This is a genomic window from Rhizobium sp. 01N48 (assembly GCF_056399145.1).
In genome coordinates this window covers 206,936-220,455 of sequence record NZ_JBFTQT010000002.1, presented here as the reverse complement: position 1 = coordinate 220,455, position 13,520 = coordinate 206,936, and the positions used below count along the sequence as shown (strand labels likewise).

The 13,520-nt window shown below is 59.9% G+C and carries 9 protein-coding genes; 7 read left to right on the top strand and 2 right to left on the bottom strand.

The genetic code is table 11. The features are described from left to right. Positions 1–95: 95 nt before the first annotated feature. The 6 genes from AC1DOG_RS04735 to AC1DOG_RS04710 all read left to right on the top strand — a co-directional run bounded on the left by AC1DOG_RS04735 (position 96) and on the right by AC1DOG_RS04710 (position 7,871). Positions 96–2,045 carry a PrkA family serine protein kinase gene (locus AC1DOG_RS04735; protein WP_018896655.1) on the top strand — a complete coding sequence of 650 codons (1,950 nt, stop codon included), beginning with the start codon at positions 96–98 and terminating at the stop codon, positions 2,043–2,045. A gap of 37 nt (positions 2,046–2,082) precedes the next feature. Continuing rightward, positions 2,083–3,402, top strand: a complete 1,320-nt coding sequence (locus AC1DOG_RS04730; RefSeq protein WP_477926979.1) for a YeaH/YhbH family protein — start codon at positions 2,083–2,085, stop codon at positions 3,400–3,402. Between the two features lie 12 nt (positions 3,403–3,414). Next, on the top strand, positions 3,415–4,953 hold the full coding sequence (locus AC1DOG_RS04725) for a SpoVR family protein (protein WP_113008980.1): 1,539 nt from the start codon (positions 3,415–3,417) through the stop codon (positions 4,951–4,953). A gap of 65 nt (positions 4,954–5,018) precedes the next feature. Next, positions 5,019–5,471 carry a hypothetical protein gene (locus AC1DOG_RS04720; RefSeq protein WP_112943430.1) on the top strand — a complete coding sequence of 151 codons (453 nt, stop codon included), beginning with the start codon at positions 5,019–5,021 and terminating at the stop codon, positions 5,469–5,471. 155 nt (positions 5,472–5,626) lie between these two features. Next, positions 5,627–5,860 (top strand): hypothetical protein, encoded by a 234-nt coding sequence (locus AC1DOG_RS04715; RefSeq protein ID WP_112943431.1) that lies wholly within the window; start codon positions 5,627–5,629, stop codon positions 5,858–5,860. Between the two features lie 193 nt (positions 5,861–6,053). Beyond that, complete coding sequence (locus AC1DOG_RS04710) at positions 6,054–7,871, top strand: ABC transporter ATP-binding protein/permease (protein ID WP_477926978.1); 1,818 nt, start codon at positions 6,054–6,056, stop codon at positions 7,869–7,871. 60 nt (positions 7,872–7,931) lie between these two features. On the opposite strand, the gene AC1DOG_RS04705 is transcribed toward AC1DOG_RS04710, so the two are convergent. Then, positions 7,932–9,881, bottom strand: coding sequence for an adenylate/guanylate cyclase domain-containing protein (locus AC1DOG_RS04705; protein WP_477926977.1), 1,950 nt, complete (start codon positions 9,879–9,881; stop codon positions 7,932–7,934). 113 nt (positions 9,882–9,994) lie between these two features. Beyond that, positions 9,995–11,020: a LacI family DNA-binding transcriptional regulator gene (locus AC1DOG_RS04700; RefSeq protein WP_113008978.1), complete on the bottom strand. Its 1,026-nt coding sequence runs from the start codon at positions 11,018–11,020 to the stop codon at positions 9,995–9,997. Between the two features lie 136 nt (positions 11,021–11,156). Here AC1DOG_RS04700 and AC1DOG_RS04695 point away from each other — a divergent pair, with 136 nt between their 5' ends. Further along, on the top strand, positions 11,157–13,478 hold the full coding sequence (locus AC1DOG_RS04695) for a family 78 glycoside hydrolase catalytic domain (protein WP_477926976.1): 2,322 nt from the start codon (positions 11,157–11,159) through the stop codon (positions 13,476–13,478). The last annotated feature ends 42 nt before the right edge of the window (positions 13,479–13,520 follow it).

The window sequence follows — 13,520 nt, the reverse complement described above, 5'->3', positions numbered from 1 at the left end:
TAAGCGCATTGTAATAAAATAGTCTGACGCGTTCTATCTCGCGAGCCGACACGTAGCGATCCCGTCCTCATTCAACCGGCCGCGGGAGAGCAAAGATGCAGAAGAGCGAAAGCGACGTATTCGATCTGTTTTCGGAGATCTATACGAACGCCGCGCAAGAAGAGCTAAGTCTCCAGGAATACCTCCTGGCCTGCCGTGATGACAAACGACTATATGCCACCGCGCAGGAACGCATGGTGGAAGCCATTGGCGAACCTAAACTAATCGACACCAGCGCCGATGAGCGATTGGGCCGCATATTCTCCAACCGCACCGTCAAGATTTATCCCGCCTTTGCCGATTTCTATGGAATGGAAGACACGATCGAGCGGATCGTCGGCTATTTCAGATATGCCGCGCAAGGTCTCGAAGAGCGCAAGCAGATCCTCTATCTCCTCGGTCCTGTAGGCGGCGGCAAGTCGTCTCTCGCCGAACGGCTGAAGAAGCTGATGGAGCGCTTCCCGATCTACACGCTGGCGATCGACGGACAGGTGAGCCCGGTCTTCGAATCGCCGCTGGGCCTATTCCAGCCGGAGCGCATGTCCGATCTTTTGGAAGACAAGTACGGGATTGCCAGACGCCGCCTCACCGGACTGATTTCCCCCTGGGCCACCAAGCGGCTCGACGAGATCGGCGGCGATATCTCGCGCTTCAGCGTCGTAAAGCTGATGCCATCAAGGCTTCGTCAGATCGCGATTGCCAAGACCGAGCCGGGTGACGAGAACAATCAGGACGTCTCGGCGCTGGTCGGCAAGGTCGATATCCGGCAGCTGGAAAACTACAGCCAGGCCGACCCCGATGCCTATTCCTACAGCGGCGGCCTCAACCGCACGACGCAAGGGTTGCTCGAATTCGTCGAAATGTTCAAGGCGCCGATCAAGGTGCTGCACCCGCTGCTGACGGCAACACAGGAGGGCAGCTATAACGGCACCGAAAACTTCGGCGCCTTCCCCTATCAGGGCATCGTGGTTGCCCACTCCAACGAATCCGAGTGGCAGCAGTTCAAGAACAACCGCAACAACGAGGCCTTCCTCGACCGTATCCTCGTGGTCAAGGTGCCCTATTGCCTGCGCGTGACCGAGGAGCGGCAGATCTACGAGAAGCTGCTGCGCGAAAGCGAGCTCGCCAAGAGCGCCTGCGCGCCGGAGGTTCTCGAAAACCTGAGCCGCTTCACGGTCGCGACCCGCCTGATCCGCCACGAAAACTCACCGCTCTACACCAAGATGCGCGTCTATGACGGCGAGAACCTGAAGGACACCGACCCCAAGGCCAAGTCCGTGCAGGAATATCGTGATGTCGCCGGCGTGGACGAGGGGATGAATGGCATCAGCACCCGCTTTGCCTTCAAGGTGCTCTCGGAGACTTTCAATTACGACACCAAGGAAGTCGCCGCCGATCCCGTGCACCTGATGTACATCCTCGAGCAGGCGATCAAGCGCGAGCAGTTTCCGAAGGAAATGGAGGCCAGCTACCTCGACTTCATCAAGTCGGAGATCGCCACCCGCTATGCCGAGTTCATCGGTCACGAGATCCAGAAGGCCTATCTGGAGTCCTATAGTGAATATGGCCAAAACCTCTTCGACCGCTACATATCCTATGCGGATGCCTGGCTGGAGGACCAGGATTTCAAGGATGCCGATACCGGCCAGATTCTGAACCGCGAAATTCTGGACAGCGAACTCTCGCAGATCGAAAAACCCGCCGGCATCGCCAATCCCAAGGATTTCCGCAACGAAGTAGTGAAGTTCACCCTGCGAGCAAGGGCGCGCAATGGCGGCCGCAATCCGGCATGGACAAGCTACGAAAAACTTCGCGAGGTGATCGAAAAGCGGATGTTCGGTCAGGTCGAGGATCTGCTGCCCGTCATCAGCTTCGGCTCCAAGAAGGACAGCTCGACTGAAAAGCAGCATGACGAATTCGTACAGCGGATGATTGAGCGCGGCTATACCGCACGCCAGGTCCGCCGCCTGGTCGATTGGTACATGCGGGTGAACAAGGCCGGTTAACGATGCCAAAACCGGAGCCAAAGCGAGGGATTGGCGCATGCCGAATTTCATCGACCGCCGGCTTAACCCGAAGGACAAGAGCCTCGGCAACCGGCAACGATTCCTTAAACGCGCCCGCGACGAGCTGAAGCGGGCGATAAAGGATCAGATCAAATCCGACAAGATAGCGGATGTCGACACCGCTCATGGCGTTCCGATGCCCGCGCGGGGCGCCGGCGAGCCGAGTTTCCGACCCTCTTCCACATCGGGCAATCGGGAACATGTGCTGCCGGGAAACAAGGAGTTTTCCGCAGGCGACCGGATTTCCAAACCCGATGGCGGCGCGGGCGGCGGTGGCGGACATGGCGCGGGCGGCGGCGGAAGCGATGACGACTTTCAGTTCATCCTGTCGCGCGAGGAGGTACTCGATCTTTTCTTCGAAGATCTCGAACTGCCCGATCTAGTCAAGCTGAGCCTGAAGGAAACGGTGACATTCAAGCCGCAACGCGTCGGCTTCACCACCTCGGGTTCACCCACCAATATCAATATCGGCCGCACCATGCGCAACAGCTTTGGCCGACGCATGGCCTTGCAACGGCCGAGCGAGCGGCAGGTGAAGCTCATTACCGACGAGATTGCCGCTCTCGAAACCGAGAAACCGTTATCGACTGAGTCCCGCCGCAAACTGACGGCTTTGCGCGACGAACTTGCAGCACTTGAGCGCCGCCGGCGGCGGATTTCCTATGTCGATCCCGTCGACGTTCGCTTCAACCGCTTCGAGCGTCAGCCGGTGCCGAACGCCAATGCCGTGATGTTCTGCCTGATGGACGTCTCGGCCTCGATGGGTGAGCGAGAGAAGGATCTCGCCAAGCGCTTCTTCGTACTGCTGCACCTCTTTCTCAAGCGCAGATACGGCCGGATCGACATCATCTTCATCCGGCACACCGATGAGGCGCATGAAGTCGATGAGGAGACCTTCTTCTACAGCAAGCAAAGCGGCGGCACGGTGGTCTCCACGGCTCTCGAGGAGATGCAGCGGATCATCGAAGCGCGCTACCCGGCCGACATGTGGAACATTTACGCGGCGCAGGCGTCGGATGGCGACAACAGCAGCGGCGATTCGGAGCGATGTGCGGCACTCCTGCGCGGCGATCTGATGCGGCTTTGCCAATATTACGCTTACGTCGAAATCATCGACGAGCGCGAGACCGAAATATTCGGCGCCACCGACAATGGCACATCGCTCTGGCGCGCCTACCGAACCGTCGATGGCGAAATCCCCAACTTCCACATGGCCCGCATCGCAAGACCAGGCAATATCTACCCGGTCTTTCGTAAGCTCTTCAGCCGCAAAGCCGGCGCGCGTACGCATAACTGAGGGAACACCGATATGGCGAAGCGAGCGGAGAGTTCCGAGCTGCTGTTTGAAGGCTCCGACTGGAATTTCGGAACGCTATCGATCGTCCACGATGCCATCCAGGATATCGCGATCGGCGAGATGGGACTGGATATCTATCCGAACCAGCTGGAGATTATATCGTCGGAACAAATGCTCGACGCCTATTCCTCGGTCGGCATGCCCTTGATGTATCAGCACTGGTCCTTCGGCAAGCGCTTCATTTACGAGGACAGCCTCTATCGCAAAGGCCACCGGGGGCTCGCCTACGAGATCGTCATCAATTCCAACCCCTGCATCGCCTATCTGATGGAGGAGAACACGATGGCCATGCAGACGCTGGTCATCGCCCACGCCTCCTTCGGCCACAACCACTTCTTCAAGAACAACTATCTGTTTCGCCAGTGGACGGATGCCGGCGCCATTCTCGGCTACATGGACTTCGCCAAGAAATATATCGCCAAGTGCGAGGAGCGACACGGCACCGAGGCGGTCGAGGCGATCCTCGATTCCGCCCATGCGCTGATGGACAACGGCGTCTTCCGCTACCGCCGCCCTCCCCGCCTCTCCTCCGAGAAGGTGCGCGAGCGGGCGCGTGAACGATTGGAATATGAGGAGCAGACCTATAGCGACCTCTGGCGCACCCTGCCTTCTTCCGTCGACAGCCGCGATCCGCACGAGGCGGAGCGCAATGCCTCAGAACGCAAGAAAGCGCTTAACCTCCCGGAGGAGAACCTTCTCTACTTCATCGAGAAGCACAGTCTGATCCTTGAGCCCTGGCAGCGCGAGATCCTCAGGATCGTGCGCATTATCGCCCAATACTTCTACCCGCAGCGGCAAACCAAGGTGATGAACGAGGGGTGCGCGACCTACGTTCACTACACGATCATCAACCGGCTGTTTGATCAGGGCAAGATCAGCGAAGGCAACATGCTGGAGCTCTTGAGCAGCCATTCCAATGTCGTCTTCCAGCCGGGCTTCGACGATCCCCGCTTCTCGGGCATCAACCCCTACGCGCTCGGCTTCGCGATGATGCAGGATATCGAACGCATCTGTACCAATCCGACGGACGAGGACCGGAACTGGTTTCCCTCCATGGCCGGCAACAACGATCCGATGGGGACTTTGCGCGACGCATGGGCGAACCACCGCGATGAATCCTTCATCCTGCAATATCTGAGCCCAGCCGTGATCCGCAAGTTCCGGCTTTTCAGGCTGTCCGACATGGCGGCCGACAAGTTCTGCGAGGTTTCATCCATTCACAACGAACGCGGCTACGCGGAGATCCGCTCAGCACTCGCCCGCAGCTACGATGTCAGCGCCAGGCAGCCCGATATCCAGGTCGTCGACGTCGATCTCCTCGGCGACCGCAGGCTTCGGCTGAAGCACACGGTCAATGACGGCCTTCTTCTCGAAGAAACCAGCCGCAACGAGACCCTCACCCATATCCGTCATCTCTGGGGATATGAGGTCAGCCTCTCTGGTGTCGATGGCGCGACCGGCAACGCCCTCTACGATCATTCGACCGGATAGCCGGCACTGATCCGTGGAACGACATCGGGTGCTTCTCGTTTTCCATTCACGAGAAGGAGAAAGCCATGTCAAACGTCGTACGAAACGGTGAAAGCGCCGACAACAATGCCACGACCGCAAATACTTTCGGGAAATCCGTCGAAAGCCAGGCGCAAATCGAAGATGCAGCACGCACGGGATCCGAGGCTGTCGGACAGGGCGAAGCTCTCAACATCTATCGTCTCGAGCCCATTGCCGAGCCAAGCGATCCGCGTTGGGATAATTCGCCCGGACATGGCAGTCTCGTGGTTGCCGCCCGCACGGCAGGGGACGCTCGCATCGTTGCGGCATCCAAGGAGCTCGACTTCATGGAAGTCGACACCGCACCGGCGGATGACGTGACGACGGTGAACGCCAGCGCCTTCCGGGACGACAAGCTTTACACCGTGATCGAGATCGAGCACGGGCGCCAGGACGTGAGACGAGGCGTTATCGAGGGATCGGTGTCTGTGGATACGATAATATCCGTTCAGGTTTAGCGTCTGGGCATCTGTGCCAAGGCCGGCCGGGAACAAACCTGCTGGAAACCTCGTTCAATAACTATCTCGGAATAAACCCATCCGAGATTTTCCTGTGGCGAAGCGCTCGCAGTGCCGGGCGCTTTGCCATCGGGCTCTGTGGAAAGGAGACTAGGATGATCAACCGCGCCAAGCAGACAGCAGACGAATATCGCCATCTCGGAGGGCGGCGGTTGGCAGCTTTTGACGACAACAAGGCCTCCACCCGAGCTTGGGACAAAGACACGCCCGAAGCCGAGCGCTTCTGGCAAACCAGGATTGCAATCCTTCCCGACAGAGAGCGGGCGGAGGTGCAATCGTTTCTGCCGTCGATTGTCGACGAAAGCGATGAGCCACGCGGCAGACACTGATCTCTGTCCTTCAGTCTTGAAACTTTCTGATTTTCAGAACGTTTAGCCCCTTATGAGGGACGATGATATTGATCCGACCAATGCTGGCAGCACCCGACCGGGTGACGATGTAAACCCGGTCCACGATCAGGCGCCGACGCCTGATGTAGCTGACATAGACCCTCCACCGGACATCCCGAAACCCGAAGAAAACATGACGCCCGAGGAAGTCGAGGCGGCACGCAAGGCTTACCTGCTCAAGAGGTTCTGGATCAGCGCGCGTGGCTACTGGACACGGCGTGGCGATACGCTGGCCTGGCCACTATCCATCGGCCTGCTGGCGCTCATCGGACTGAATGTCGGCTTCCAATACGGCATAAACGTCTGGAACCGCGGCCTTTTTGACGCGATCGAGAAGCGCGATGCGCCGACGGTCTATTTCCTCGGCGCCCTCTTCCCGCCGCTCGTGCTGGGAAGCGTGGCCCTCGTCACCATTCAGGTCTACATGCGCATGAAGATGCAGCGGCGTTGGCGGTCATGGCTGACGAAGGCGCTCATCGGACGGTGGCTGGCCAGCGGTCGCTACTATCAGCTAAATCTCATCGGCGGTGACCACAAGAATCCGGAGGCGCGCATTTCCGAGGACATGCGCATCGCCACCGAATCTCCCGTCGACTTCGTCGCCGGCGTCATAGCGGCCTTCGTCTCCGCTTCGACCTTTATCGTGGTGCTCTGGATGATCGGTGGAGCATTGTCGTTGCCGATCGCGGGGACCGTGATCACCATTCCCGGCTTTCTCGTCGTCACGGCCGTTCTCTATGCCGTTATCACTTCGACCTCGATCGCCTATATCGGCCGCCACTTCGTCAAGGTCTCGGAGGCGAAGAACCAGGTCGAGGCCGAATTCCGTTACACGCTGACGCGTGTGCGCGAGAATGGCGAAAGTATCGCCCTGCTTGGCGGGGAAGACGAAGAGCGCAACGACCTAGACAAGACCTTCGGGAACGTTCTGCACCAGTGGGCTCTGCTCGCGCGTCAGTACATGCGAACGACCCTGGTTTCGCATGGCTCGATGCTGATTGCGCCCGTCGTGCCCGTCCTCCTCTGCGCGCCCAAATTCCTAGATGGCAGCATGAGCCTGGGCCAAGTCATGCAGGCCGCGTCCGCGTTCACCATCGTCCAAAGCGCGTTCGGATGGCTGGTCGACAACTACCCGAGGCTTGCCGACTGGAATGCATGCGCAAGGCGCGTCGCGTCCTTGATGATGTCTATCGATGGGCTGGAGCGGGCCGAACAGAGCGATGCGCTTGGACGTATCAAAAGAGGCGAAACCGAAGGCGATGCGATCCTCAGTTTGAACGATCTTTCTGTCTCGCTGGGCGACGGCACGGCCGTGGTCAAGGAGACCGAGGTAGAGATCCAGCCCGGTGAGCGGGTGCTTGTGGCCGGTGAGTCCGGATCCGGCAAGAGCACGCTGGTCCGGGCGATCGCCGGCCTCTGGCCATGGGGCGACGGCGCTGTCAATTTCCGCGCCGACAAACGCCTCTTCATGCTGCCGCAGCGACCATACATCCCATCGGGAACACTCCGCAGGGCCGTCACCTATCCGGCGGGCGCCGACACATGGACGGTCGAGGAGATTGGTGGTGTCCTTGAGCAGGTCGGCCTTGGTCATCTGAAGGAGAGGATCGAAGACGAGGCGCCGTGGGACCAGACACTGTCCGGTGGCGAGAAACAACGGCTGGCATTTGCCAGACTGCTGCTGCATGATCCCGATATCATCGTTCTCGATGAGGCGACTTCGGCTCTCGACGAAAAGAGCCAGGATCGGCTCATGGAAATGCTGATCGGCGAATTGCCAAAGGCCACCATTCTAAGCGTCGGGCACCGGGTCGAACTGGAAGAGTTTCACAGTCGCAAGATTACGTTGGAAAAACGCGATGGCGGCGCAAGGCTCGTCAGCGACGTCGACCTGATCCCACGGAAGAAAAAGCGCAACGTCCTGTCGCGGCTTGTGCGACATCGACGCTGACGCGGTGGCGGCGGAACGCCCGTGCCCGACGGGGCTGAGCCGTGAAACACCCAAAGCTCATCAGCCCGGACCAGTCGAGCGCGCCCCGACAAGTTCCAGCACATCCACTTTGCCCGACCGCCCCTTGAGCTGCGCCAGGCCGAGCGGTCGAAAATCGAAACCATCGCCGACCGCATTCCTCACAGCCGCGCTGACTAGGATCGCCGTGTTGAATTCCTTGTTCAATCCTTCGAGCCTTGATGCGACGTTGATCGTGTCACCCATTGCCGTGTACTGCTGGCGCGAAGCCGCGCCGAAACTGCCGACAACCGCCGGCCCGGTGTGCAGGCCAAATCGCGTCAATAGCAGCGGACGCCCATCCTTCCGATTGGCATCGTTCAACGCATCCACGGCTGCCTTCATCGCAAGTGCGCACCGGCAGCCCTCTTCCACATGGGTTGCGGTCTCAACGGGCGCGTTCCACATGACGAAAATGGAATCGCCGAGATATTGGACAACCGTCCCGCCATGCCGCTCGGCAATGCTGTTCAGCAGCTCGAAATAAGTGGACAGCGTTTCGACGACATCCTCCGGGGAATGTTGCTCGGATATGGTCGTGAAGTCGCGTATGTCGGTAAACAGCGCGGTTAATTCCTGCCGCTTCGCCTGGACGATCGCCGGCCCGCCCGGCCCAACGATCCGCCGAACCACCTCGCGGGGCACATAGAGCGCGAATTGGCTGATGGCGCGGCGGCTTGCAGCCAGCGCAGTCGCCAGCATGTTGATCTCGGTGATCAAGGAATGCGAGGTGATCTTTTCGTGAACATCGAGGTTGCCGATCTCGCGTGCTTCCCCGGCAAGCTGGTTGAGAGAGCGGCTGACCATGCGCGACAGAAGCACCGATGCGACCACACCGGCAATGACAAAGCCAGCAGCGATAATGAGATTGTGCATTAGCGATCGGTTGGCCTGCTCGACGAGATCCGCCAGTGGCACGCTGATCGCCGCCTCGCTTCCGGCAAACAGGCCGGACACGCTGATCGGCGCGACCTGGATCAGATAGCGCTCGCCGTCGAGGTCCAGCCGCGCGAGCCCCCCGGCGCCGAAGGCTGAATCTCGCCTCAGGTTGGCCACGGTGGCCAGACTGGTATCGAAACCGCTTGCCGTTGCGCCAATGCCGCCGGCGCTTCGGGACCACAGGTCCATGAGCCTGCCCATGATTTCGGGGTCTGAGTGCGCGACCAGCTGATTTTCGTCATCGATGATGTAGGCGCGAGCGCGCGGCGAGATCTGGCTGGTATCCAGGAGCCGGCTGATCGTTCTCAGGTGGATGTTGATGCCGACCACGACCTTGCCGTCGTCGCGCATCGGCGCGGCGATCGTCAATGTCGGAGTCTTGAGCGTTCCAGCGACGTAGGGCCCGACGGAAACCGCCTTTCCATCCTGGACGACCGCCTGATACCAGGGCCGCTGCCGTGGGTCGAAGGATGCGGACTCGACTGGGCGCTCCTCGATCACCCGGGCGTCGCTATCAAGAAACCGCAGCGTCGACACGGCGTCTGGCTGGCCTCTGTTGGCGATCGTCCGGATCGCGAAAGCCGCTCCCTCCGGTGCCGACAGCGTCTGCCTGACGTCATCGCGAGCGGTAGCGATCACCTGCAGGTACGAGCCATCGGGATACCCGGTATAGACGCTTGTCGCATTGGGGACGTTGCGCAGAACTTCTAGAAAGAAATCTTCCTTCGCTCGAATATCGGCTGGCGGCACGGAGACGAGCTGTTGCATGGTCGAGGCAAGCGCCACCGCTTCGGTGCCTTCCTGCAACGTGTTGCGATATCCCTCGATCAGTCGCAGGCTCATTTCGCGCATCTGCTGCGCGCCCGCGGTGACTGCCGCGCTCGTTCCCTGGCTGAAGGCCATCCAGATGATGGGTATCGATGTGCAAAGAAGCGATCCGACGACGAGAACGCCAAGATGCAGCCTGAGCGGCCGGGACCAATCCACAAGCCCCTTGGGCGTGCCATGCCCCATCATCCCACTCCCCCAACCGTGCTCCCTTAACGCCAGCTAAGCGTGTTTTAAGCGAGCGCACAAGATAGCTGAGGGTTGCAGTCCAAGGCTACGAAGCGTGTATTGCCGTCATTTCATGCGCTATCGCGATGCTCGACATGCGGCGCGATCAAAACATGCCTCGCATCGCCTCTGCCGTCGATGCGCTCAAGCAGCATTTGCGTCGCGGTTCGAGCCAGCTGAACGACGTCCTGGTCGACACTTGTCAACCCGACCAGCGGAAGAGCGGAGACCGGCGAATTATCATAGCCGATGATGGCCAGTTCCGAGGGGACACGGATGTTTCGCATCCGCGCGATGTTGATAAGCGGGACAGCATCGAGATCCGACCAGACGAATACCGCTCGCGGACGATCGGGCGCGGATAGGAAATCGTTCAAAGCCACGGTCCTGTCGGCATCAACCGGCGGGAGCCGCAGCACTTGCCCCTTCAACCCAGCTGCCTGCATCGCCTCCAGATAACCAAGCTCTCGCTGCATGGCGACGATGGTGGCCGGCGACCCGTCCGTGTCGTAGCCAAGCATGGCGATGTCACGGTAGCCCTTCGAAAGAGCGGCTTCGACGGCGAGACAGGCGCCTTTCCGATCGTCGGAGTTGACCGTGTCGTATGTCAAAGCGTCCGGCTCGTGATGCGCGATGACCACGATCGGGATCTGCTTGGCGTAGCGCTCGAGCACCTTGCCGGAAATGCGAGGCGCTATGATCAGAACGCCATCCATCCTGTTGTCGATCATCGACTCGATCATCGATGCCTCGATCGGCTGTGCGGAGCGCCCGAGGCCGACGAGCGCCTTGAAGCCGCTGTCGGCGAGGGTGTTGCTCGCCGTCTCGATCAGCCCCGGCAGGAACGGGTTGGAAAGTTCGATCGCAAGTACGCCGATCGTGTTCGTCCGTCCTCGCATCGCGCGTGCGGCCACGGAAGGGCGATAGTTGAGCTTCTCGATCGAAGCCTCGACCTTCGTGCGCAGAGGCGCGCTGACGCCATATGCGTTGCGAAGGACTTTCGATACCGCGGCAACTGAGACGCCGGCATCTTCCGCGACATGGCGGATCGTCACTCGCGCCTGCGGTCCGTCACTATCCTTTTGAAAGATCTGCATAATCCGCCGCTCTCATCAATCGTGGCGCGAGTATAGGCATTTTTCTGTTGCACATCAAACAGGAATGTAGAATGATATACATATAACGATACACACTTCGTTTTATATGCCCGCRCCAAGCGGATTGGGAGGAAACATGGATATTTTGCGAGGCGGCCCGAGGGTCGCTGCTGGTTCATCATTTCAATTCACGGCAGCCATGGTGGCGCCATTGTGCGATGAGGGCCAAGGTACCGCCGGCACCTTCGTCTCTCGCAGCTTCCAGCTTGAACGCGCCCCTCGCGAAGCGTTGCTGAATATCTCCGCTCTCGGGCTTTACCGCGCCTTCATCAACGGTCGCCGCGTTGGCTCGGATCTGCTTACGCCTGGCTGGACCTGCTATGACGATCGTATCGCCTATCAGTCCTACGATGTCGCCAGCCTGCTTCAGCCAGGCGAAAACAACATCGAGATCTGGCTCGGAGACGGTTGGTATCGCGGCCAGCTCATGTGGGCGTCGAACCCGATCTTCAACTGCTGGGGCGAGCGCACAGCCGCCATCGCCGAGCTCAGCATCGATGGCGCCTTGGCGGTGAAGACGGACTCCACCTGGAAAAGCGGGCTGACACCCGTGACGCGGAACGGCATCTATTACGGCGAGGATTACGACGCCCGCGTGAGCACAGAAGCCGCATTCGGCGTGGAAGAGCTTGTCTTTGACAAGACCTTGCTTGTTCCGCATGAGGCGGCCGCCGTTGTGGAGCTCGCACCGTTCGAACCGATCGACAGCTGGTCTGAAGAGGATGGCCGGCTGGTCTATGATTTCGGCCAGAATGCCGGCGCATATATCCGCATCGAGGCACAGGGCGAGGCAGGCGCCAGCGTTCGCGTGGAGCATTCCGAAGTCCTCGGCCCCAACAATTTTTTCGACAATCGCAACTATCGCAGCGCCCGCGCCGAACTCGTCTACACCCTGTCGGGTGACGGTGTCGAAACATACGCGCCGCTGTTCACGTTCATGGGCTTCCGCTACGCCCGCGTTACAGTCACCGGCGACGCGAAGCTGGCCTCCATCAAGATGATCCCGATCACCTCGGTCCCGGTCGCGACAGGGGGCATCACGACGGGTGTGTCCGCCGTCAACCGTCTCGTCGAGAATACGATCTGGTCGCAGCGATCGAACTTCATCGAAATACCGACAGACTGCCCACAGCGCGACGAACGTCTGGGATGGACGGGCGACGCCCAGGTCTTTGCCGGCACTGCGTGCTGGCTTGCCGATAGCCAGCTGTTCCTCCGGAAATTCCTTCGCGATGTGATGCACGATCAGAGAGAGAACGGAGCGGTACCGCACTTCTCGCCGGATCCGACGCGTCTGCATCCGATCAGCAACCGTGGCGATTGGGCCGGCTCGACCGGTTGGGGCGATGCGATCGTCATCATCCCCTGGCAACTCTATCTCCACTATGGCGACAAGGCCGCCTTGCAGGAATGCTTCCCTGCGATGCTACGTTGGCTGGACTACCTCTGGGGTATTTCCGATGGCCCGATCATTCGTCCCCCGGCGGTTTGGGGTGAACACGGCTTCACGTTCGGCGACTGGCTGCAGCCGGTCGGAGACAATCGCAAGCCGCGCCCGACCGTTGCTGACGATTGCGCCGCAACGCTCTACCACTTCGTCGCCACGCAGCTGACGGCGAAGATCGCAAGGGTGCTCGGCAATACGAACGAGGCGCAGCGCCTCGACGGCAAGCTTGAAGATATCCGCGCGGCATTCAAGAACGAGTTCTTCTCTCCGTCGGGCCGCATTGCGCATAACGATCAGACTTCATGGGCGATCGCCTTCCTGTATGGCCTCGTTCCACCTGAGTACGAAGAGGCAGGTCGCGGCTATTTCCGCCGGGTCGCGGAAGAGACCGATGGCGTGATCGGCACCGGCTTTATCGGAACGCCCGCACTGCTGCCTGCCCTCACCCGTCTCGACATGCTCGACCTCGCGGAAAAGATGTTCCTTAATCGCAAGGTTCCCGGTTGGCTTTACCAGGTGGAGCGCGGAGCGACATCGATCTGGGAGCGCTGGGATGCGCTTGCAGAAGACGGGGCGATCTATGACCCCGACATGAACAGCTACAACCACTATGCCTATGGTGCCGTTTGCCAATGGTTATTCGAGGATGTGGCCGGGATCCGGCCCCTCGAGGACAAGCCGGGATTTGAGGAAATTGAGTTCGATCCCGCGATCCTTCCGACTCTGTCTCCCGTTTCGGCATGGCACGACACACGGCTTGGTCGCATCGAGGCCGGATGGAGTGTTGAGGGCGGAAAGGTGACGTGCCATCTTGAAATTCCTGATGGCATGTCGGCACACATACGCGCAAACCGTGTAAGGCAGAACTTGAAGGTGAACGGTGCCGACGTGGCGGGTGACGGGCGTGTCAAGATCAGACAGGGACGCCACTCGATAACGTTCGACATTTGATCAGAAAGCGCGGCAAGCGCGCGAACGACACGACTAATTGTA